The 20,618-nt window shown below is 56.6% G+C and carries 22 protein-coding genes and 1 tRNA gene; 17 read left to right on the forward strand and 6 right to left on the reverse strand.

The window, feature by feature from the left end:
• Positions 1-10: 10 nt before the first annotated feature.
• From PY793_RS05120 to PY793_RS05130, 3 genes are read left to right on the forward strand one after another with little or no spacing between them, the layout of a single operon-like run.
• A complete protein-coding gene (locus PY793_RS05120; protein ID WP_275177116.1) occupies positions 11-523 on the forward strand; it encodes a MarR family winged helix-turn-helix transcriptional regulator in 513 nt (170 codons plus the stop codon).
• 1 nt (position 524) lies between these two features.
• Entirely contained in the window at positions 525-1,247 is a 723-nt protein-coding gene (locus PY793_RS05125) for a response regulator transcription factor (protein WP_275177018.1), read from the forward strand.
• Positions 1,248-1,255: 8 nt separating this feature from the next.
• The gene (locus tag PY793_RS05130) at positions 1,256-2,638 is read left to right on the forward strand and encodes an ATP-binding protein (protein ID WP_275177117.1); all 1,383 of its coding nucleotides are present in this window, start codon (positions 1,256-1,258) and stop codon (positions 2,636-2,638) included.
• 26 nt (positions 2,639-2,664) lie between these two features.
• On the opposite strand, the gene PY793_RS05135 is transcribed toward PY793_RS05130, so the two are convergent.
• Complete coding sequence (locus tag PY793_RS05135; protein ID WP_275177118.1) at positions 2,665-3,225, reverse strand: outer membrane protein assembly factor BamE; 561 nt, start codon at positions 3,223-3,225, stop codon at positions 2,665-2,667.
• 257 nt (positions 3,226-3,482) lie between these two features.
• On the opposite strand from PY793_RS05135, the gene PY793_RS05140 reads away from it, so the two are divergent.
• The 7 genes from PY793_RS05140 (at position 3,483) to PY793_RS05170 (ending at position 7,780) form a co-directional block, all read left to right on the forward strand.
• The gene (locus PY793_RS05140) at positions 3,483-4,037 is read left to right on the forward strand and encodes a DUF177 domain-containing protein (RefSeq protein WP_275177019.1); all 555 of its coding nucleotides are present in this window, start codon (positions 3,483-3,485) and stop codon (positions 4,035-4,037) included.
• A 171-nt stretch (positions 4,038-4,208) separates the two neighbouring features.
• Positions 4,209-4,412 carry a 50S ribosomal protein L32 gene (gene rpmF, locus PY793_RS05145; RefSeq protein ID WP_048852785.1) on the forward strand — a complete coding sequence of 68 codons (204 nt, stop codon included), beginning with the start codon at positions 4,209-4,211 and terminating at the stop codon, positions 4,410-4,412.
• An 85-nt stretch (positions 4,413-4,497) separates the two neighbouring features.
• Complete coding sequence (gene plsX / locus PY793_RS05150) at positions 4,498-5,604, forward strand: phosphate acyltransferase PlsX (RefSeq protein ID WP_086645672.1); 1,107 nt, start codon at positions 4,498-4,500, stop codon at positions 5,602-5,604.
• Positions 5,605-5,676: 72 nt separating this feature from the next.
• A complete protein-coding gene (locus PY793_RS05155) occupies positions 5,677-6,645 on the forward strand; it encodes a beta-ketoacyl-ACP synthase III (RefSeq protein ID WP_275177020.1) in 969 nt (322 codons plus the stop codon).
• 67 nt (positions 6,646-6,712) lie between these two features.
• Complete coding sequence (locus tag PY793_RS05160; RefSeq protein ID WP_475638941.1) at positions 6,713-7,036, forward strand: integration host factor subunit alpha; 324 nt, start codon at positions 6,713-6,715, stop codon at positions 7,034-7,036.
• 58 nt (positions 7,037-7,094) lie between these two features.
• Complete coding sequence (locus PY793_RS05165) at positions 7,095-7,628, forward strand: MerR family transcriptional regulator (RefSeq protein ID WP_408744667.1); 534 nt, start codon at positions 7,095-7,097, stop codon at positions 7,626-7,628.
• Between the two features lie 78 nt (positions 7,629-7,706).
• Positions 7,707-7,780 (forward strand) — tRNA-Pro (locus PY793_RS05170).
• 59 nt (positions 7,781-7,839) lie between these two features.
• Here the strand turns inward: PY793_RS05170 and PY793_RS05175 are convergent.
• Positions 7,840-8,958 carry an AI-2E family transporter gene (locus PY793_RS05175; RefSeq protein WP_275177022.1) on the reverse strand — a complete coding sequence of 373 codons (1,119 nt, stop codon included), beginning with the start codon at positions 8,956-8,958 and terminating at the stop codon, positions 7,840-7,842.
• Between the two features lie 206 nt (positions 8,959-9,164).
• On the opposite strand from PY793_RS05175, the gene murJ reads away from it, so the two are divergent.
• Together murJ and PY793_RS05185 are read left to right on the forward strand one after the other, a co-directional pair.
• A complete protein-coding gene (gene murJ / locus PY793_RS05180) occupies positions 9,165-10,715 on the forward strand; it encodes a murein biosynthesis integral membrane protein MurJ (RefSeq protein ID WP_275177023.1) in 1,551 nt (516 codons plus the stop codon).
• 15 nt (positions 10,716-10,730) lie between these two features.
• On the forward strand, positions 10,731-12,020 hold the full coding sequence (locus PY793_RS05185) for a UdgX family uracil-DNA binding protein (protein WP_275177024.1): 1,290 nt from the start codon (positions 10,731-10,733) through the stop codon (positions 12,018-12,020).
• On the opposite strand, the gene PY793_RS05190 is transcribed toward PY793_RS05185, so the two are convergent.
• The 4 genes from PY793_RS05190 to trxB all read right to left on the reverse strand — a co-directional run bounded on the left by PY793_RS05190 (position 12,017) and on the right by trxB (position 15,353).
• Entirely contained in the window at positions 12,017-12,307 is a 291-nt protein-coding gene (locus tag PY793_RS05190; protein WP_086645467.1) for an integration host factor subunit beta, read from the reverse strand. The genes PY793_RS05185 and PY793_RS05190 overlap by 4 nt on opposite strands.
• A 152-nt stretch (positions 12,308-12,459) precedes the next feature.
• The gene (locus PY793_RS05195; RefSeq protein ID WP_275177025.1) at positions 12,460-12,924 is read right to left on the reverse strand and encodes a Ros/MucR family transcriptional regulator; all 465 of its coding nucleotides are present in this window, start codon (positions 12,922-12,924) and stop codon (positions 12,460-12,462) included.
• 490 nt (positions 12,925-13,414) lie between these two features.
• Positions 13,415-14,296 (reverse strand): LysR family transcriptional regulator, encoded by an 882-nt coding sequence (locus tag PY793_RS05200; RefSeq protein ID WP_275177026.1) that lies wholly within the window; start codon positions 14,294-14,296, stop codon positions 13,415-13,417.
• 103 nt (positions 14,297-14,399) lie between these two features.
• The gene (gene trxB, locus PY793_RS05205; RefSeq protein ID WP_275177027.1) at positions 14,400-15,353 is read right to left on the reverse strand and encodes a thioredoxin-disulfide reductase; all 954 of its coding nucleotides are present in this window, start codon (positions 15,351-15,353) and stop codon (positions 14,400-14,402) included.
• Positions 15,354-15,558: 205 nt separating this feature from the next.
• Between trxB and PY793_RS05210 the strand changes: the two genes are divergently transcribed.
• From PY793_RS05210 to PY793_RS05230, 5 genes are all read left to right on the forward strand, one after another.
• A complete protein-coding gene (locus PY793_RS05210; protein ID WP_275177028.1) occupies positions 15,559-16,044 on the forward strand; it encodes an Lrp/AsnC family transcriptional regulator in 486 nt (161 codons plus the stop codon).
• Entirely contained in the window at positions 16,044-17,165 is a 1,122-nt protein-coding gene (locus PY793_RS05215) for a glycosyltransferase family 2 protein (RefSeq protein ID WP_275177029.1), read from the forward strand. Before PY793_RS05210 ends, PY793_RS05215 begins: the two co-directional genes overlap by 1 nt.
• Before the next feature lie 2 nt (positions 17,166-17,167).
• A complete protein-coding gene (locus PY793_RS05220) occupies positions 17,168-18,637 on the forward strand; it encodes an ArnT family glycosyltransferase (protein ID WP_275177030.1) in 1,470 nt (489 codons plus the stop codon).
• An 81-nt stretch (positions 18,638-18,718) separates the two neighbouring features.
• Positions 18,719-19,714, forward strand: a complete 996-nt coding sequence (gene gshB, locus PY793_RS05225; RefSeq protein ID WP_275177031.1) for a glutathione synthase — start codon at positions 18,719-18,721, stop codon at positions 19,712-19,714.
• Between the two features lie 135 nt (positions 19,715-19,849).
• Complete coding sequence (locus PY793_RS05230) at positions 19,850-20,545, forward strand: class I SAM-dependent methyltransferase (RefSeq protein ID WP_408744665.1); 696 nt, start codon at positions 19,850-19,852, stop codon at positions 20,543-20,545.
• The last annotated feature ends 73 nt before the right edge of the window (positions 20,546-20,618 follow it).

The following is a 20,618-nucleotide window of genomic DNA, read 5'->3' on the forward strand; positions in this document are numbered from 1 at the left end:
GCGCATGGTTATGCTACCGCCCCATGAGCGCGCAGGTTCTGACCTGCTCTTTTTGCGCGAAGAAAGCTTGAGACTGGCGCAGACACTCATGTTTTTAGCTGCGCGGGACATGGCCGAGGCCGTGGCCCCCGTGCTGGAGGAGGACGGGCTGGGCCGCGCGCACTATCGCGTCTTGCAGGTGCTGGCGTTTAGTCCGGGTATTCCCGTCAGCCGGTTGCAGGACATTCTGGGTGTGACCAAGCAAAGCCTTGGGCGCACGCTGCATGAGCTGGATACGAGGGCGTATCTGCAAAGCCGGGCAGGGCGGCAGGACAGGCGGCAGAAGCTGCTGTTTTTAAGCCCGACCGGCAAAGCTGCGGAGGCCCGCCTGTTTGCCGTGATCCGCCAAAGGCTGGTTGCTGCCTACCGTGAGGCCGGAGGCGCTGCGGTGGAGGGGTTCCGGCGTGTTATCAATGGTATGCTGTCCGAGCATAGTCGTGCTTTGCTGAGTGAAGAGAGCGCAGGGCGAAGAGAAGGGCGTTAACATGTCTGAGCAGATAACAACCCCCGAAGGCGATGTGGCCTCCCATGTGATGGTGGTGGATGACGACCCGCGCCTGCGCCGCCTGTTGCAGCGCTATCTGTTTGAGCATGGGTTCCGTGTAAGTGTTGCGGCCAATGCGACCGAGGCGCGGCATACGCTGGAGGGTATTCAGCCCGACGCTCTGGTGCTGGATGTGACCATGCCGGGGGAGAACGGGCTGGAATTAACCCGCTCCCTGCGTCATGCCGGGCAGGACCTGCCCATTCTGCTCCTGACCGCACGGGGTGCGCCGGAGGACCGTATTACCGGACTGGAAGCCGGTGCGGACGATTATCTGGGCAAACCCTTTGAGCCGCGCGAACTTTTGTTGCGGCTCAAGGCACATCTCAGACGGCACCAGCCTCCGCCGCCAACGGACAACCTGCGGATTGTCAGGCTGGGAGACAAGGAGTTCGATCCGGTCAGGCTTCTGCTCAGCGGGCCCGATGGCAATATCCACCTGACCGGGGGGGAAGCCGCCCTGCTGTGCGTTCTGGCCCGTAGGCCGAACGAGACCTTCACGCGTGAGGATATTGCCAAAGCCATGGACATGACCGAAATTGGCGAGCGCGCGGTTGATGTGCAGGTTACACGCCTGCGTCGTTGCATAGAGCCTGACCCGCGTGAGCCGCGCTTTTTGCATACGGTGCGCGGGCGGGGGTATGTGCTCAAGCCCGGGCTTTAGGGCGTATGATGGGCCGCAAGGGCTTCCGCCTCTTTCCGCGTGCGGGATGGTCCGCGCTCAAGGTGGAAAAATCGGTCAGGCGCGTGCTGCCGCGCTCATTGCTGGGGCGTTCCCTGCTGATTGTTCTGTTCCCGCTGCTGATTACGCAGGGAATCGCGCTTGAGCTTTATTACGGCAATTTTCTCAAAGTGGTGTCGCGGCGGCTGACCGGGTCTGTCACGGCGGAAATTGTTCTTTCTCTCAATGCGCTGGAGCGGCTTAAAAACCCGGCGGACAAGGCGTGGTTTATTGCGCAGGCCCGCGATCAGCTCCAGCTCGTAGAAATCTGGCGACCGGGGGAAAAGCTGACCCGCGTGGGGTCCACCCATGTGCTGGGGCCTATGGATGATGACCTTGTGCATGCCCTGCATGAGGCCATTGATTACCCGTTTTTTGTCAAATGGCGGCATTTTCATCACGTGGTGCGTATTTACATCCAGCTTCCTGATGGCGTGCTGGAAATCGATACACCTCGCAAACGGCTGGATATGGGGCAGATCTGGCTGTTTGTCGCATGGACCGTGGGCAGCACGTTTCTGCTCTTCATCATTGCAGGACTGTTTATGCGCAATCAGGTGCGCGCCATCCGCCAGCTTGCTCAGGCTGCGGAGCAGTTTGGTCTGGGGCGTGATATTGGTCCCATCCACCCTGTAGGCGCGCAGGAGGTGCGTAAGGCGGCTGTGGCCTTCAACCGCATGCAGGACAGGATAACCCGCTTTGTAGCACAACGTACCGGCGTTCTGGCGGGTGTTTCGCATGATCTGCGCACCCCCCTGACCCGCCTGCGCCTTTCATTGGCCATGATGCCGCGTGAAGGCACTATATGTGCCAAGGTTATGACCGAAGACATTGATGAAATGGTCGGTGACATCGCCGAAATGGAACACATGATCGACAGCTATCTTTCCTTCGCACGGGGGGAAGGCTCGGAGAGTGTTCAGCAGGTCGAGATGCAGCCGTTTCTGGAAGATGTGGTGGCAGCCGCCCGGCGTGCGAGTGTGCATATTCGCGCACTTGTGGTGGAGCCGGGCCTGCGCGCGCATATGCGCCCCGATGCCATGCGTCGCGCTTTAGGCAATCTGTTTGATAATGCCCGCAGACATGATGCAAGCGTTGTGCTGAGCGCCCGTCGCGCAGGTGGGGGGGTCAGCATTCTGGTGGATGATGATGGACCGGGTATTCCGCCAGACCGCCGGGCCCATGTGCTGCGTGCGTTTGAAAGTGGGCAGGATGGTGGCACGGGGCTGGGACTGACCATTGCGCGCGATATTATTCGCGCCCACGGAGGAGACATGACATTGGAACGCGCACCAGAGGGCGGGCTGCGCGTAAGGCTGTATCTGCCAAACTAACGAAGCCTCGCCATCGGGGGAGAATATTACAGCGAGTTACCCGAGCCGAAGTGACCGGGGCCAGAGCTGTTGTTGAACATTCCGCCCTGCCCACCCGCAGCGCCGGACCCCATCATGTTCTGCATGGGGTTATAACGGCCTACATTGCCCAGAATCTGCTGGAGAGCGTTAATCTTGGTGCCCGGTGTTGGTGTGATCTCGTTGATCATGGCCACATGTCTGGCGTCTTTGATGTCCAGCGTACGCATGCTTTCCAGCGTACCGGCATTGTTGAACTTGAGTACAACCAGATTCTGCTTCAATACACCGGGGAAATCCATGGGTACCAGATGGGTGGTCATGGAAATATAGATCCAGATATTATCATCAAACGCGCCTTTGGTAGTGGGGGAGCCCATCAGATCAATGGCGTCTGCGCGGGTGCTGGTGCCGGGTTCAAGCTGGCTGTATTCTTCGGGCTCAAGCAGGGAGCCTCTGGGCGTGGGGCTGGGGCCAAAAGTCTGACAGCCTGATAGGACAAGAACCGTGGCGAGTGCCCCACAGGCACTTTTAAGGCGCGATATCCTGTTCTTGCGTGGCGGCGTCATCTGGTCAGGGTGTCCCAAGCGTAAGATTGTGATCCATGATCGTCATCCAACTGGCAACGGCCATGTCTGTCCGATGCCCCAACACTCGCGGGGCGTCAATTGCTGAATGGCAAAAAGGGCACGCTTTATGTGCCTCACTTCCCGGACATTACTCCATAAAGTTCCGCTTGTGTGGTAGATTGTTCAGGCGGTGGCCAGAAAGCTTTGTCCCGAGCGTGTCCCGCCTGCTTGTTTCAGCGTTACTTCAGGAGACTTCCATGACCGAAAAGCCAGAATTTTCTCGCCCTCTGGCCGTGCGCCGAATCGGAATGCTGGGAACGGATATGACCGTGGAGGCCACGCCGGACGAGTGTAAAAAAGTGGCCAGGCGTCTGGGCCTGCAAGATGTGAGCCTGCTGCGCTGCCGCTACCGGCTCCGGGATGACGGGCGCGGTGTTGTTACGGCTGAAGGGGCTCTGGCTGTCCGTTTTACGCAGACCTGTGTTGTGAGCATGGAGGCGTTTGAGGATATGATGGCGGGATCGTTCGTTGTCCGCTTTGTTCCTGCCAGCCAGTTTGTGGAAGGCGACGCGCCGGATATGGACGCGATTGATGAAATTCCGTATGAGGGGCAGGACGTTGATCTGGGTGAGGCTGTTGTTGAACAGTTTGCGCTGGATCTGGAGCCGTATCCGCATGCGCCGGACGTTGCTCTCCCTCCCGGCCTGCTCATGGATGAGGAAGAGGCTGAACAGCGCGATCTTGAGGAAGAGCCCGAAAAAAAGGCCAATCCTTTTGCGGGTCTTGCCCGCTGGCGGGGCGGAAACGCGTAATTGCCCAAGTGCGGGTGTGGGGTTTTCTTGCAGGATTGCTTGCGAATATGCTTGCTGTCTGCTAGAGGCCGCGGCTCAGTGCTGGTGATAAACCTGTTATGGCGTCTGGCTGCGTTAACGCGTGACCGGGCGTGTTGTTCTAACCGTTATTTATGAGAAGGGGCTGGGCTTATGGCTGTACCCAAAAAGAAAACCTCGCCTTCACGTCGTGGCATGCGTCGCAGCCATGAAGCTCTGCGCGCAGAAGCTCATGCTGAATGCTCCAACTGTGGCGAACTGAAGCGTCCTCACAATGTCTGCAGCCATTGCGGTCATTACGATGGTCGTGAAGTGATTGCTGCAGGCAAGGCACTCAAGGTCGCCGTTCGCGCCTGATTTTTCAGGCGCGAGAACGTGCGCTGCAATCGTAGCGCACGGGGTAATGGGGGTAAGGCATCTGCGGCATGGCAGAGAAGCAGGCATGAGCAAGACCGAGATTCCAGAAAGTTTTCCTTCCGATCCTAACGAGGTGTTCAATCTCGCTGTGGACGGAATGGGGGGCGATGGGGCTCCAGAAGTGGTTGTTGCCGGGCTTGCCATTGCTGCCGAACGGCACCGCAATATCAAGGTGCTGCTGATCGGGGATGAGGCGCGCCTGCTACCTTTGCTGGCGAAGTATCCCAAGGCTGCGTCCATATGCACGGTGTGGCATACGGATGTGTCTGTTTCCATGGACATGAAGCCAACATCCGCTCTGCGGATGCGTCAGTCCTCCATGCGGCTTGCCATGGACGCCGTAGCCAGTGGACGCGCTCAGGGGGTTGTGTCCGCCGGTAACAGTGGTGCCATGCTGGCTCTGGCCAAAATTGTGGTCAAAACGCTGCCGGGTATTTCCCGCCCGGCCATGGCGGCCATCAGCCCTACCATCAAGGGCGATGTGGTTATGCTTGACCTTGGCGCCAATGTTGCGTGCGACTGGCGTAATCTGGTCGAATTTGCCGTTATGGGCGAAGCTTTCGCCAAGTCTGTTCTGGGGCTGCCCGCACCAACCATTGGCCTGCTCAATATCGGCGCGGAAGAACTCAAAGGGGATGAAAAACTGCGTGTGGCGGCTGAAACCCTGCGCGAGAGTCCTCTGGCGGCCCAGTTCCACGGTTTTGTGGAAGGGCATGATATTACCGCAGGCACCACGGATGTGGTTGTAACTGACGGGTTTACCGGAAATGTTGCGCTTAAAACCGGCGAGGGTGTGCTTAAAATGGCCACAACTCTTTTGCGCCGTGTTTTCCAGCGTGGGATCATCTCCCGCCTTGGCTATCTACTTGTTCGCCCCGGGCTGGAGCGGATGAAGGAATGGCTGGACCCCCGCCGTTATAATGGTGCTGTTTTTGTGGGCCTGAATGGTGTGGTGGTGAAGTCTCATGGCGGCACAGATGCCGAGGGCTTTGCCGCCGCAGTCGATGTGGCCATGGATATGGTCACGCATGGTTTTAACGAAAGCATTCGTGAGCGTCTTTCTCATATGGGGGCGCTGTTAATGCGCCCGCAGACGGAGGAGGAATGTGAACCAGCCCTCCCGGTGACCTGAGTAAACGGGACGAATGTATTGCGTATGCAAGCCTTTGGGCTGCCTGCGCTGGCGGATAATGAAAGAACGGTCATGGCGAAACGTTCGCTTCTGGTGGGTTTTGGCGGATTTCTGCCAGAAAGAGTTGTCACGAACGAAGAGCTGGCGACCCGGCTTGCTACCTCGGATGACTGGATCAGAACCCGCACCGGTATTACCCGCCGCCACATAGCTGGCCCCGATGACAGCGCAACCAGCATGGGGGCGGAAGCGGCACGCAAGGCGCTGGATTATGCAGGCCTGAGTGCTGACGACATTGATGTTGTTCTGGTGGCGACATCCACCCCTGATCAGGCTTTTCCCGCAACGGCGGTTCGGATTCAGGCCGCTCTGGGTATGACTCACGGGTTTGGTTTTGATATTGCGGCAGCCTGCTCCGGTTTTATTTTTGCGCTGGCTACTGCGGATTCCTTCATCCGTTCCGGGCAGGTCCGTCATGCCCTGGTGATCGGGAGCGAGGTTTATTCCCGTATTGTGGATTGGGAAGACAGGGGGACATGTGTGCTTTTTGGCGACGGTGCCGGGGCTGTTGTGCTGTCTGCATCAGAGAGCGAATCCGATACACGCGGAATCCTGTCCACTCATCTGCATTCCGACGGTACAACAGGGGACCTGCTGTATGTGGATGGTGCCGTTGGGCAGCCCGATAAAACCGGGCATCTGAAAATGGACGGGCGTGATGTGTTCCGCCATGCCGTGGCCAAACTGTCCGCCTCCGTGGACGAGGCTCTGGAGGCAGAAGGGCTGACTTACGCGGATGTAGACTGGCTTGTGCCGCATCAGGCCAATGTTCGGATTATTGAAGGCGTGGCCAAAAAACTCGCACTGCCAGCCGATCGCGTAGTTGTGACCGTTGACCGGCACGCCAATACCTCTGCCGCCTCCATCCCTCTCGCACTTGATGAAGCCGTGCGGGATGGCCGTATTCAAAAAGGCGAACTGGTGCTGATGGAAGCACTGGGGGGCGGGTTGACATGGGGTTCGGTGCTCGCCCGTCTGTGATCCGGGGATAACAGACAAGTGACATCATTGTGAATGAATTGACGCGCCGCACAGGCGTGTTACCTTTCTGCACATGGAAACTGTCACACGTGCATCTTTGATAGAGCAGATCTATCAGCAGGTAGGGTTGTCTCGTAAAGAGTCGTCTGTGCTCCTAGAAGATGTTCTGGAGACAGTCATGCAAGCGCTCGAACGAGGCGAAAGTGTCAAAATCAGTGGTTTTGGCACGTTCTCAGTCCGAAAAAAGGGGCAACGCTGCGGGCGTAACCCCAAAACGGGGGAGGAAGTGCCTATTCTTCCCCGCTCCGTTCTGGTGTTCCGCTCCAGCCAGTTGCTGAGGGCGGAAGTCAACCATGAGGAGACAGAGCCGGGAGTCGATTATGACGATTGATGGCACATTCCCCCCCAGTGAATCCGCACAGGACGTGTCTGACGTAGATAGGGATATCATGGAGTCGGGTTCTGTTGAAAAAGGCCCGCATGCTTTTCGCACGATTAGTGAAGTGGCGGATGAGCTGCATGTGCCCCAGCATACCCTGCGACTGTGGGAGACGCAGTTCCATCAGGTCCGTCCCTTGAAAAGAGGGGGGGGGCGCCGGTATTACAGGCCGGAGGATATGGTCCTGCTCGCCCGGATTACAGACCTGCTGTATAATCAGGGCTATACCGTAAAAGGTGTGCAGCGTCTGTTGCAGGAAAAAGATGTGCTCCAGATGGCAGCCCCCCAGCCTGTAGAGAATGCGATATCAGACGAAGCCAGCATGACCGAAGCCGCATTGCAGGAAGACCTTCAAATACAGGATGCGCCATTGGTTGCGGACTACCAGCAGGTAGAGGCTGTTGTGGCCGAGTTGCCAGCGGCAGTCGAGGCCGGGCTGGAGCAGGCGCTGGTGCAGGTTATGGGGCAAAATGTGCGTCTGCGCTCGGATCTGGCCGATGTGCTGGTTGAACTGGAAGCTATTCGACGCAAGATTCTGGTCTGATTGAAAAAAAAGATAAAAATAACGGGTAGAGTGGGTTGTGCTCCTCGCAAGGGATTGCTAAACACCACTCACACTTAACGGGCAGTAGCGCAGTCTGGTAGCGCATCAGTCTGGGGGACTGGGGGTCGTGGGTTCGAATCCCGCCTGCCCGATATTTTTTCAAATGAAAATGCTAAATAACCCCACCCGAGGGTGAAATGCAAAAGTCTTTTCAGACTTCTGCATTGTTTCCGTATGCCCAGCGCCGCCAGATCAGGTTGAGCGCGGCCATTACGGCTGGCCCAATAAACAGGCCGATCAGACCCCACATTTCCGCCCCGCCCAGAATACCAAGAAGCACCCACAGGAAGGGAAGCTTCGTTGTGCCGCCAATCAGGGTCGGGCGCACAAAGTGGTCCGCCACAAAAATAACTGTGGCTCCAATGCAGAATGTGACAATGGCGGCCACGGATGCCCCTGAGACCAGGATCAGGAGCGAAACAAGCCCGATCGCGATCATGGCGCAAAACGGGATCATGGCTGCTACGGCTGTAATAACTCCGAACAGGGCGGGGTGTGGCGCGTGGGTAAAAAGATACACAAGCCCCATTAGAAGTCCCTCGCCAATACCCACCAGAACAAGCCCTTGTACGGAGCCGTGAATGGAGGCGACAATCTGGCGCGCAATGCTTTCCCCCCTACGGCCAAAGGCGCGGCAGGACGCAACACGGCACTGACGAATGACGGAAGTCCCGTCCTTGTACAGAAAAAACAGTGTAAGAATGGAAAAACAGAACAGCGTGCCCCGGTGTGCTATCTGGCTACCAAGAGCGCGCGTGACCATGACCCCCTTGCTGTCCATAGCGCCCAGCAGGCCGGAAACATCGCGCGGGTTGGATAGATGTGTTTCCCACAGATGCGTAATGCTTGTGGCTCCCACAGGTAATTGCTGGATAACATCTGGCACGGGAACACCAAATTTGCGGGCGTGATCCAGCCATTCCAGTGCACTCTGTGCTTCTCCAATGGCTTCAAGCGTTATCAATGTAAGCGGAATAACAAAAAGCAGCGCCATAATGACCGTAAACAGCAAAGGTAACAGAGTACCGTTTGCGGCATGGGGCCACATACGGCATGCGCGGCTGTAAAGGGGCCATGTGGCAATGGCAAACACGCCGCCCCAGGCCAGAGCGGGTAGAAAACCCTGTATGGTGTAAAGGGCGACGGCGACAATAAAGAGCGCAAGCAGACTGCGTGCCACTTCCTGTCCCCGCTTGGAGCGCTGGCTGGCCTTGATAAGGCCGCAACGCTGGTGAGCGGGCACTAACGAAGAGGGAGGCGTATTGGGCATGCGCGATGTGTCTTTCCAAAAATTCTGCTTAATACAGGATACTTTTTCCGTGTTGGTGGCAGCATACTGTGTTGTGGATGAATAATACAGCGCACGAGAGGCTACAGTGCATGCATTCAGCCTGAAGCAGGATGGATTGGCAGTATCTTTTTCTGAATTTATCTCTAGTGTTCCGCTGCCTGCCTGCACATTGAAGCGGATACCCCATGCTCAGAAATTTTCTGACGGTTGGTGGCTGGACCATGCTCAGCCGCATTCTTGGACTGATACGCGACCAGCTTCTGGCGGCCTTTATGGGGGCTGGTCCGTTGCAGGACGCTTACCAGGTTGCTTTCCGTCTGCCCAACATGTTTCGTCGTTTGTTTGGAGAGGGCGCGTTTAACGCTGCTTTCGTGCCCATGTTCTCGACGGTTATGATGCAGGACGGACGGGAGGAGGCGCGTCTGTTCGCCCGCCGTGCGCTTGGGGTCATGCTGGCGTGGCTGGTGTTTTTGTGTGTGCTTGGCGAAGTATTCATGCCGCAGCTTCTACGCGTTATAGCACCGGGTTTTCTGCAAAATGGAGACCGCTATGATCTGGCGGTCAGTCTGAGCCGCATTACTTTTCCCTATCTGGTCATGATCTGTGCTGCGGCATTGCTGGCTGGGGTGCTTAATGGCCTGCACCGCTTTGGCGCGGCCTCTGCTGCCTATCTGGCGTTCAATGTGGTGGGTATTCTGGCCATTGTTGGCGCCTCTCCCTTTTTCCCCAGTGTAGCCTATGCTGCGGCCTGGGGGGTTACGGTTTCTGGCGTGGTGCAGTTGGGGTTGCTGGTATGGGCATGTGAGAAAGCCCAGTTTGGTCTTATGCCGCTTTGGCCGATGTTAACGCCGCGTATCCGCCTTTTGCTGCGCCGCATGATTCCGGGTCTGATTGGGAGCGGTGTTGGCCAGATCAATTTAACGGTAGATACCATTATTGGCACCCTGCTGCCTGCGGGCAGTGTGTCGCTCATGTATTTTGCAGACCGGATCAACCAGTTGCCGCTTGGTGTGTTGGGGGCAGCGGCCGGGACAACGCTTTTACCTGTGCTGACAAGGCACCTGAGTGCTGGGGATATACAGGGTGCGCACACAGCCCAGAATCGTTCGATTGAATATGTGGTGCTGCTGACCCTGCCTGCTGTTGCCGGGTTGCTGGTTCTGGCTGGTCCGATCATGATTGTGCTGTTCGGGCATGGCTCTTTTACAGAGCATGATGCGCTGTTATCAGCCCAGTCCCTGCGGGCTTATGCTGTGGGGTTGCCTGCTTTTATTCTGGTTAAAGTACTGTCGCCCGCATTTTTTGCACGCGGAGATACCCGCACCCCCGTTTACGTTGGAGTTGGGGTGCTTGTGCTCAATTTTATTCTCAACCTGCTGTTTATGAAACCTCTGGCGCATATGGGGCCGCCGCTGGCCAGCAGTGTTACCGCCTGCGTGAATGTCGCTTTTCTGGTGGTGCTGCTGCGGCGTAAAGATGCGCTGCTGGTGTATGGAGCAACCGTATTCCACATGGGGCGTGTGGGTGTTGCGGCTCTGCTGATGGGGCTGGGCCTGTGGGGGATGGGGAGCCTTCTGGCCCTGCCAGCGATTTTCGTCACCAGAGCGCTCTGGCTGGCAGGTATGGTTGTGGGGGGGGCAGCGTTTTATGCAGCACTCCTGCACGGGTTGGGAGTAATCAACCTGTCTGATGTGGCTGTGCGTATACGGGGGCGACTACGGCGCAAGCTGGGGTAAACAGGGGAGCGGCGCATGCCAGAGGTTGTTCTTGCGCATCAGGTCGATTTTGCAACATGGCGTAAGGCAAGCCGCCATTTTGTGCTTGCTGGCACGTTGCCGGAATCCATATTCTGGCGGGTGGCAGACATAGGGCAGGAGGCTGCATGGTCTGCCAACGCTGCGCAAAATCTGCCAACAGCTCCGTCTGGTCTGAACCTTTCCCGCCGGTTTGTGGGCGTGCTGGCGCAGGCATTGCAAGCGCATGATCCTGACAGGTTTCAAATACTCTACCGCATTGTGTACCGCATGGCGCATGCCGGGCTGGCATTGACGGATACGTCTGACCCTGACCTCTTGTGGCTCCGGCAGAGTGTGGCTGCCGTCAGAGTAGATACGCTGCGCTTTAGGGAGGTTTTTTCGGCGTTTACCGTGCAAGGTGTAGGGGACGTCCTGCATGACGTGCCAGAGCATTATATTCTGGAAGCCAGTTCCCATTACTGCATCGAGCGGAATGTCCGCTCATGGCGGGTTGTAACGCCTTATCGGCGGATGGAGTGGGCTGGTGGTGTACGTTTTGCTGAAGGAACAGATACGGTAACTGATGACGCATCCGTGCAGTGGCAGGCAGATGGCACGGGCATCTGGCGGGGATATGGTCTGAGTGTTCTGCCCCCACAGCGTAAAGATGTGGACACAGCTCCTACCCTTGCTCTGCTGGCAGCCCGTGCGATGGACTGCAGGGCTTGCGCACTGTGGCAACCCGCATCTCGTACGGTTTTTGGTGAAGGGCCGGAGCATGCCGCCATTATGTTGGTGGGGGAACAGCCGGGGGATCAGGAAGATCTTCAGGGGCGGCCCTTTGTGGGGCCTGCGGGCCAACTCCTGGATCGCGCCTTGCAGGATGCCGGGTTACATCGTGATCAGATTTATGTGACCAATGCGGTCAAACATTTCCACTTCACATGGAACGGTACCCGCCGCCTGCACCACAAGCCGGAGACGGAGCATGTGGCTGCCTGCCATGTGTGGCTGAATGCAGAGCGTCGGCTTGTCCAGCCAGCGTTACTGGTGATGCTGGGCGCCACGGCTGCGCAGAGTGTTTTGCAAAAACCGGTTACAATCTCGCGCACCCGTTCACGCCTGTTCCTTCTGGAAGGTCAGACACAGGGTTTGGTAACGGTTCATCCGTCCTATCTGCTACGGTTGCGTGATGAGGACAGTAAACAGCGTGAATATGCTCAGTTTGTAGAGGATCTGCGTCTGGCTGCCTGCTACGTGGCGCAACGTAATGATGCAAGAACAGGCATAAAAAAAGGCAGTTAGCCTGCATCGGCCTTATTAAGGCGCTGATGAAGCTCTTTGCCTGTTTTGAAAAAAGGCACCAGCTTTTTGCTGACCTTGACCTGTTCCCCGGTTTTGGGGTTGCGGCCCAGACGTGGCTCTCTTTCCTTGACAGAAAAAGCACCAAATCCGCGGAGTTCAACGCGGTTACCTGCTGCCAGACTACTTGTAATGCCACCAAAAACCGTATTCACCAGCAGCGTCGCCTCTCTAAGCTGCAGGTGCGGGTTTTTCTCTATGAGAATGGCAATAAGTTCAGACCGCGTCATTAAGCCCCCTGCCGATTAGGGTAGAGAAGTAAGGTCTGACCTGATCTGTGCCAGACAGATGCAAACATTCCGTTCTCTATGGCTAAGCGTCAAGATAAAAATGCATGACGGTCAGGCATAGGGCCTGACCGCCGTGGCATATGTGCCTAGTCTTAGGCGGTCGTTGTTTTTTTGGCGCGTTTTGCACGGCCAGACGTATCATCTTCATCCCCGGCTGCATGGATCTTGCGGCCAAGGCCGATTTCCCGCGCCAGAGTGGAGCGGCGTTCCGCATAGTTGGGGGCAACCATGGGGTAGTCCGCAGGCAGGTTCCAGCGTTCACGGTACTGCTCGGGGGACATACCATATGCGCTCTGAAGATGACGCTTGAGCATCTTCAGTTTTTTGCCGTCTTCAAGGCAAACGATATAGTCGGGGAAGACCGATCGTTTGACGGGTACTGCTGGCTGTAGTTTTTCCGGTTCGCTCTGCGGCAGGTCAGCCGTTTTGAGAGCCTGAAAAACATCCTTGATCAAAACCGGAATGACAGCAGGGTCCGTCTGGTTGTTGGAGACGTGTGCAGACACGATCTCGGCTACAAGATCTAGGAGAGGCGAATAGTTCTGGATCTCACTCATGACAGGCCTAATTAAAAATTCAGTGTGAATAATAAGAACCATAGTCAATTATTTAATCTTTGTGAACTGCTAATATACAAAAAAGCAAAAATAAGTCCACAATGGTATATAATGTTGGAATGGTCGGTTGATTTTTTCAGTATTTAAGGGAATTTGCATAAATTATTCGTAATATTTTGTTTAATAATACTCAATGATTATACAGATGGGCAGAGAGCCTCCACGGCGTGTTCATGTTCTGATGATTGTCTTGGTTTTTCATGAAGTTTGCTTGAATATATTATAATATTTTTGATAAGGAGAGTATTTTCAGGGTGGGTGGACGGTAAAAAAGTGGTGCTCCAGCTATTTAATATTTTCCCCTCACAAAGAAGGACTGCATTTTTGGAATATCTGTGGTGCTTCAATAAACATTATTGATTTTAAAATAAAAAAACCGGCCTTTCGTGTTCAGGAAAAGCCGGGATTTTTAAAAGTCGTGCATTCAGCTTTAACGTATGCCGAGTTCACTCATCAGAAAGTCGCGGAATACGGCAACGCGTTTGGAGCTGCGCAATTCCTCGGGATAGACAAAATAGGCATCAACCGTTGGGGTCGTGATTTCTGGCAGAATCTGTACCAGATCAGGAAACTTGCTTGCAGCGTAAGACGGAATGGAGCCAAGGCCCAGTCCTGCGGCTATGGCCGAGGCCATGGCGGCCATGCTGTTGACCTCCAGCCGCGCGGGACGTGCGTGGCTGCTCATCTGCCCGGCCTCTGCCAGCCAGTTAATGTGGGTAACAGGGGGGTGGTGTTCGCCAAACAGAACCAGTTGATGGTTCTTGATGTCTTCCAGGCAGGAAGGCGTGCCATGGCGTTCAATATACTGCGACGCAGCAAAAATCGGCAGGCTGAAGTCCGCCAGATGCCTCTGGATCAGGTCCGGCTGGCGCGGCGCGTGCATCCGTACGGCCACATCTGCTTCGCGCATGCCCAGATCCAGATCGTTATCTTCCAGAATAAGGCAGATATCAATTTCAGGGTTGGCTTCCATGAATTTATGGAGTCGTGGCATAAGCCAGCAGTTGCCAAAGCCTGTTGTGGTTGTAACCCGTAGGCGACCTGCGGCTTTTTCCTTGCTTTCCGTCAGCAGGGTCTGTGTCATCTCCAGTTTGGAGAACACCTCCCGTACTGTTTTATGCAAGGTTTCCCCTTGCTCAGTCAGGATCAATCCACGCGCATGGCGATGGAATAGGGGTACCTGAAGAACATCTTCCAGAGCAGAAATCTGTCTGGATACGGCAGACTGGCTTAGGTTAAGCACATCCCCCGCGTGGGTAAAGGAACCGGCTTCCGCTACGGCATGGAAAACCCGGAGTTTGTCCCAGTCCACGCACGCCTCCTGCTCAATTGACTGAAATTACAAAAGCACAATGCCATGCTTTCAAAGCTACTACGTGCAGTAATTACCGCATGTGGTCAAGGTATGGGCAGCGTCACGGTTTGGGCAATTCTGCCAAATACCGTTCTGCATCCAGCGCTGCCATGCAGCCTGTGCCTGCGGCCGTAACTGCCTGACGGTATATCTTGTCCTGCACATCTCCGGCAGCAAACACGCCGGGGACGGATGTGCGGGTCGTTCCGGGTGTGGTCTGAATATACCCTTCGGTATCGAGTGCGAGTTGGCCCTTGAAAATTCCGGTGGTGGGGGCATGGCCAATGGCAATGAACAGCCCGTCGGTTTCGAGCGTGGTTTCACTCTGGTCCTTAAGATTGCGCAGGCGTACAGCGCAGACGACCTCCGGTGCTCCGGCGGATAGAATATCCTCCACCTCACTCTCCCAGATGACCGAAATCTTGGGGTGACTGAACAGCCGGTCCTGAAGAATTTTTTCAGCCCGCAGGGAGTCGCGGCGGTGGATCAGGGTAACGTGGGCTGCATGGTGGGTCAGGTACAGGGCTTCTTCCACTGCGGTATTGCCACCACCAACCACAGCAACCTTTTTGCCCCGGTAGAAAAATCCATCGCATGTGGCGCAGGCGGAAACGCCACCACCCTGCAGGCGTTTTTCGCTCGGCAGGCCAAGCCAGCGTGCCTGTGCGCCTGTTGCGACAATAACGGCTCTGGCATGATAGACCGTGCCGGAATCCCCAACCAGACGGAAGGGGGAACCCGTGCTGAAGTCCACCTGTGTAATAATGTCGTATTCAATGCGGGTGCCAACATTAAGGGCCTGTTCGGCCATCTGCTCCATCAGCCACGGCCCCTGCACGGCCTTTGCGAAACCGGGGTAGTTTTCCACATCCGTTGTAATGGTCAGTTGTCCGCCGGGTTGCAGCCCCGCCACCAGAACGGGGGAGAGATTGGCGCGGGCGGCGTAAATGGCCGCCGTGTAGCCTGCGGGGCCTGCGCCAATAACAAGCAGGTCGGTTGTGATGGTCTCAGTCATGCCAGAAGAGTTCCCCAAAGCAAGAAATGCGGGTGCAATTGCGCCGCGCAAGCATGGTCCAGAATGTGATTGGATAAAAGGATATGACGGCTGACTTGGTGTTGAGCAAGTGTTGAGGGATCAGTTTGCGGCATGGCGGGGAGCGTGGCATATACTCCCCATTCTTCATGAGCGTGGCATCTTGCACAGGATTAGGTCGGATAAGGTGACGGATCTGGACACTGTTGATCTTCGTATCGTAGCCGAATTGCAGGATGACGGTCGCATGACCAATGTCGAACTGGCGCGGCGTGTTGGTATTTCCGCCCCTCCTTGCCTTCGCCGCGTCCGGCGGCTGGAGGAGGAGGGCATTATCCGTGGCTATCATGCCCAGCCGGATGCCGCAGCACTTGGCTGGCCGATCACTTTTTTTGCGCTGATCGGCCTGGATAGCCAGAAAGAGACCGTGCTTTCTGCCTTTGAGCGCCAGCTTGCCGAATGGCCCGAAGTGCGTGAGTGTCACATGATTCGCGGCGGGGGGGATTTTCTGGTTCGTCTGATCGCGCGTGACGCAGCACACGAGAACGCATTGACCCGGCAGCTGACCGAAGCCGCACACGTTATTCGGGTGCAGACATTGCAGACCATCCGGACCAGTCTGGAGCGTAAGGGAGTGCCATTGCCCGGCCCCCGGGAAGGAGTAGCGGAGTAATGCCAGTCACAGATACGCCCGAAGGCGATATGACAGGTGGTCCCCAAATCAGCATTATTATTCCGTGTTATAATGAATCCGCTAACGTGGCACCCCTTGTCGCCCTGCTGGAATCCGTTATGGCGGGCCGTCGCTGGGAAGTCATTTTTGTCGATGACAATTCACCCGATGGTACAACGGAAACAATATGCGCGCAGGCAAGGCGCAAAAGCTATGTGCGAGGCATCTGCCGGATTGGTCGGCGGGGTCTTTCCTCTGCGGTTATAGAAGGGGTTCTGTCCTCCTCAGCGCAGGTTGTGGCTGTCATGGATGGTGATCTGCAGCATGATGAAAGTCGTCTGATACCTCTGATAGACGCCGTAGCCACCAGCACATGTGATATTGCCGTTGGCAGCCGCCATGTTGAAGGTGGTAGCAATGCGGGGCTTGCCAATGCATGGCGGCATACCTTGTCGGATAGCGGCATATGGCTGGCGCAGCGGTTTTTGCCGGTAAGGCTGACAGACCCTATGAGCGGCTTTTTTGCCTTGCGCAGGGAGACTTTTGTAGCCATTGCGCCGCATCTGTCGGGGGCAGGATTTAAAATTCTGCTTGATCTGCTGCTTTCATCTAAAAAGCCGCTCAGAGTGCGTGAGATAGATTGCGGCTTCAAGCCCCGTGTGGCGGGGGAGAGCAAGCTGGATGCCGTGGTCATGCTCCAGTTTGCCGCCCTTCTGATAGAAAAAGTGTCGCACGGGTTGGTGCCTTTGCGCTTTGTCGCTTTCTGCGCTGTGGGGCTGGCGGGTATAGTTACCAATCTGGGGATTATGCATCTGGTCTGGCTGTGCGGGGTACATTTTTCCACCGCGCAGGCCGTTGGCACCATTGCGGCCATGGTTGTGAATTTTTCGCTGGATAATAATTTCACCTACCGGGACCGGCGTCTGCATGGTCGACGCTGCGTATGGGGGCTGATCCTGTTTATGCTGGTCTGTTCCGTCGGGGCCGTGGCTGATGTGGGTGTGGCGCATCTGATGTATGCGCAAAGCTACAGGGTGAACGAAGCCAGTCTGGCTGGGGCCGTGCTGGCCGTGATCTGGAATTACGCCATGTCCTCCACAATTGTCTGGAGAACCCGGTAATATTGCGCGATCGTCTGGCACAATACGGGTACTGGGTATGGGGGCTGGGCCTTGTTACCGTAATACGCCTTGTGCTGGCTGCGTACATCCCGCTTGCGCCGGATGAAGCTTATTACCGCATCTGGGCGCTAGCCCCTGCGGGTGGATATCTGGACCACCCCCCCATGGTCGCCGTTTGGGCGCGTGTGGGGATGTTCCTTGCAGGGGATACCCCTTTGGGTGTGCGCCTTATGGGGCCACTTTCTGCCTGTTTGGGTACGGTGCTGGTTGTTCAGGCTGCGTCTTGCTGGTTACGCACGCAGCTTGCGCCGGAACAGGCCCGCATTGGGGCCATTCGTGCGGGTGTTTTGCTGAACGGCACTTTGGGCATCGGCTTGGGCACTCTGGTCATGACCCCGGATACGCCTCTGCTCCTGTTTGTAGCACTGATGCTCTGGGGGCTGGTGCATGCCTGTGTGGGGCAGCAGCGCTGGATGTGGCTGGTTGTAGGGCTGGCAGCAGGGCTGGGGTTTGAGAGTAAATATACCATGCTGCTCCCGTCGGGCGGGCTTGTTGTGTGGCTGTTTGTGACCAGGCAGGGCCGGGAGTGGCTGCGTACGCCCTGGCCGTTTGGGGCGGCCTGTGTGGCGGTTGTCTGTATCATTCCGGTGGTCTGGTGGAATGCCGGGCATGGCTGGGTCAGCTTTTTCAAGCAGGGCGGGCGGCTGGGAGACTGGAACCCCGTGCGCGCCCTTGGCTTTGTGGGCGAGTTGCTGGGGGGGCAGGTCGGGCTGGCAAGCCCTCTGATTTTTCTGTTTTTTGCTGCCGGTGTCTGGCGGCTCTGGCAGAAACGGGATGGTTTTGCCGTATTGCTGTTGTGTATGATCGTGCTGCCTGTGGCTGTGTTTGTGCAGCATGCGCTGGGTGCGCGGGTGCAGGCCAACTGGCCTGTAATGCTGTACCCCGCCATGGCTCTTGCGGCTGCGTGGGTGTGCTGGCCGTGGTGGAAGGCAGCAGGTTTTCTGGGGCTGGGGCTTACGGGGGGCGTATGTGTGCAGGCGGCGTTTATGCCGCTCCGCCTGTCCCCTCATCTGGATGTAACCTTGCGGCAGATTGGGGGGTGGCCAGCTTTTGCCCGTTCCGTATCTGCGCAGGTGCCGCAGGGTTTTCCACTTGTTGCGGATGAGTATGCTCTGGCGTCCGAACTGGCATTTTATGCGCCAGAGCGTGTTGTTGCAGGGGTTGAACCGCGCTGGGCATTGTTTGCGCTCCCCCGGCCTGCCTGTGGTGCGCAGGCCTATCTTGTTTTTAGTCACCGGCGACAGGGGCCACCGGACCCCCGGTTTTTTGAGGTGCTGGGCGTGTTGCCAGAACAGGTGCGCGCGCGCCGGGGTGTTGTGGCAGACACGTATTCCATCTTCCATGTCCGGCTGCGCTGTGCAAAGCCAGGAATGATGCAGGATGCAGCCCTGCTTTCTGGCGGCGCGCGCTAGCGGGCGAAGTTTGCGTGTTGATGTGAAAAAAGGCAGGATGGCAGGCAGTCGCTTTGCCAGCAGAAACAGGAACCCGAGTTTATGGCCTCTCCACGGCTTGTGGCGGTCCAGATGGACCCACTTGAGCATGTTAATATTGATGGGGATTCAACCTTTGCCCTGATGCTCGAAGCACAGGCACGCGGTCATAGCCTGTTTGTGTATGAAGTGGGGTCCATGGCTCTGGATGAAGGCGTGCAGGAAGCGCGTGGCGCAACCCGTACCGATGTGACAGCCCTGCTGCGCCCGGTAACCGTCCGGCGGGAAAAGGGGCGGCATGCCACATTCGGTGATGCCGGGCGCCGCTCGCTGCGCACGATGGATGTGGTGCTCATGCGTCAGGATCCACCGTTTGACATGGCTTATATTACCGCCACGCATATGCTGGATCACATTCACGGCGTTGGTCCCGACCGCGCTCTGGTGGTCAATGATCCGCGCTGGGTGCGTGACAGCCCGGAAAAACTGCTGGTTACGCATTTCCCCCAGCTTATGCCGCCAACACTTGTAACCTGGGATATCGAGCAGATTCGGGCATTCCGCGCCAAATGGAAGGATATTATTGTCAAACCACTGTTTGGTAACGGCGGAAGTGGCGTGTTCCGGATTAAAGCGGATGACCAGAACCTGAACGCCCTGCTGGAAATGCATTTTGCCCGCTCGCGCGAACCTCTCATGGTCCAGCGTTATGAACCCGCCGTCATTGCTGGGGACAAACGCATTATTCTGGTGGATGGCCAGCCTGTTGGCGCGATCAACCGCGTACCTTCGGGGGATGACCATCGCTCCAACATGCATGTGGGGGGGGTGGCCTGCAAAGTCGAGCTGACCACGCGTGATCGCGAGATTTGTGAAGCAATCGGACCGTTTCTTAAAGAACATGGCCTGATTTTTGTGGGCATTGATGTTATTGGGCAGTATCTGACGGAAATCAATGTGACATCTCCCACCGGTTTGCAGGAGCTGGAACGGTTCGATGGCATAAATGGTGCCGCCAGCATATGGGATTGTATTGAACGTAAGTTGTCTGTCCAATAAAAGCAGTCAGACCCTGTTGGGCGGTATCATGCCGGGCTGCCACACAAGGGTACTTTTGTGGTGTGTGCCGCAAGCAGGAAGGAAGAGAGTATAGTGGCTCTTGAAGAAATGTCCGCCAGCGGGCAGAGAGAGAACATGAGTGACGTTCTCCAAGAATACCCCTCCAGCGGAGGGGAAAGCCCCGTACCCCCTCCCTCACGTTCTGCGCTTGATGCGGAGGCCGTCAAGCAGGCCTATCGGCGTTGGGCCAATGTCTATGATCTGGGATTCGGCGGTATTTCGCGTTTTGGTCGCCTTAAGGCGGTTGACACGATCAATGCCCTGCCAGGCAGGGATGTACTGGAAGTGGGGGTGGGGACCGGGCTGGCGCTCCCGCATTACAACCGCACCAAGGCCATTACCGGTATTGACCTTTCGACCGATATGCTGGCCAAGGCGCGTGAGCGTGTTAAACGCGATAATCTGAGCAATGTGAACGCCCTGCTGGAAATGGATGCCGAGGACACCACGTTCGAGGATAATTCGTTTGATGCAGCAGTCGCCATGTTTGTCGCATCCGTTGTGCCGCACCCGCGCAAGCTGCTGTGCGAACTCAAGCGTGTTGTGCGTCCGGGTGGCCATATTCTGTTCATCAATCATTTTCTGGCCCCCGGCGGGATCCGTGGCGCAGTGGAACACGCCATGGCGCGCGCATCCCACTCGCTGGGCTGGCACCCTGATTTTGCGATGGAATCGCTCCTCCCGAAGGAAGACATCGAGCGGGCTACTATTCAGCCAGTGCGGCCTTTTGGCCTTTTTACGCTGGTTACACTGGAAAATCTGTCGGGTTAATAAACATGTGCGTTCCAGTTTTGGCTGGGGCGCTAGACATGCGTGGCTTGGCAGAGCGCTTTTGTGCCATAAA

The organism is Acetobacter fabarum, from assembly GCF_029069195.1.
Lineage (GTDB): Bacteria > Pseudomonadota > Alphaproteobacteria > Acetobacterales > Acetobacteraceae > Acetobacter > Acetobacter fabarum_A.

Coding starts and splice junctions, on each gene's coding strand:
- PY793_RS05185 (WP_275177024.1), top strand. CDS start 10,731: ATGCCAGAGGTTGTTCTTGCGCATCAGGTCGATTTTGCAACATGGCGT.
- PY793_RS05195 (WP_275177025.1), bottom strand. CDS start 12,924: ATGAGTGAGATCCAGAACTATTCGCCTCTCCTAGATCTTGTAGCCGAG.
- PY793_RS05175 (WP_275177022.1), bottom strand. CDS start 8,958: ATGCCCAATACGCCTCCCTCTTCGTTAGTGCCCGCTCACCAGCGTTGC.
- PY793_RS05125 (WP_275177018.1), top strand. CDS start 525: ATGTCTGAGCAGATAACAACCCCCGAAGGCGATGTGGCCTCCCATGTG.
- PY793_RS05140 (WP_275177019.1), top strand. CDS start 3,483: ATGACCGAAAAGCCAGAATTTTCTCGCCCTCTGGCCGTGCGCCGAATC.
- PY793_RS05230 (WP_408744665.1), top strand. CDS start 19,850: ATGAGTGACGTTCTCCAAGAATACCCCTCCAGCGGAGGGGAAAGCCCC.
- murJ (WP_275177023.1), top strand. CDS start 9,165: ATGCTCAGAAATTTTCTGACGGTTGGTGGCTGGACCATGCTCAGCCGC.
- PY793_RS05130 (WP_275177117.1), top strand. CDS start 1,256: ATGGGCCGCAAGGGCTTCCGCCTCTTTCCGCGTGCGGGATGGTCCGCG.
- trxB (WP_275177027.1), bottom strand. CDS start 15,353: ATGACTGAGACCATCACAACCGACCTGCTTGTTATTGGCGCAGGCCCC.
- rpmF (WP_048852785.1), top strand. CDS start 4,209: ATGGCTGTACCCAAAAAGAAAACCTCGCCTTCACGTCGTGGCATGCGT.
- PY793_RS05155 (WP_275177020.1), top strand. CDS start 5,677: ATGGCGAAACGTTCGCTTCTGGTGGGTTTTGGCGGATTTCTGCCAGAA.
- PY793_RS05165 (WP_408744667.1), top strand. CDS start 7,095: ATGGAGTCGGGTTCTGTTGAAAAAGGCCCGCATGCTTTTCGCACGATT.
- gshB (WP_275177031.1), top strand. CDS start 18,719: ATGGCCTCTCCACGGCTTGTGGCGGTCCAGATGGACCCACTTGAGCAT.
- PY793_RS05215 (WP_275177029.1), top strand. CDS start 16,044: ATGCCAGTCACAGATACGCCCGAAGGCGATATGACAGGTGGTCCCCAA.
- plsX (WP_086645672.1), top strand. CDS start 4,498: ATGAGCAAGACCGAGATTCCAGAAAGTTTTCCTTCCGATCCTAACGAG.
- PY793_RS05120 (WP_275177116.1), top strand. CDS start 11: ATGCTACCGCCCCATGAGCGCGCAGGTTCTGACCTGCTCTTTTTGCGC.
- PY793_RS05190 (WP_086645467.1), bottom strand. CDS start 12,307: ATGACGCGGTCTGAACTTATTGCCATTCTCATAGAGAAAAACCCGCAC.
- PY793_RS05135 (WP_275177118.1), bottom strand. CDS start 3,225: ATGACGCCGCCACGCAAGAACAGGATATCGCGCCTTAAAAGTGCCTGT.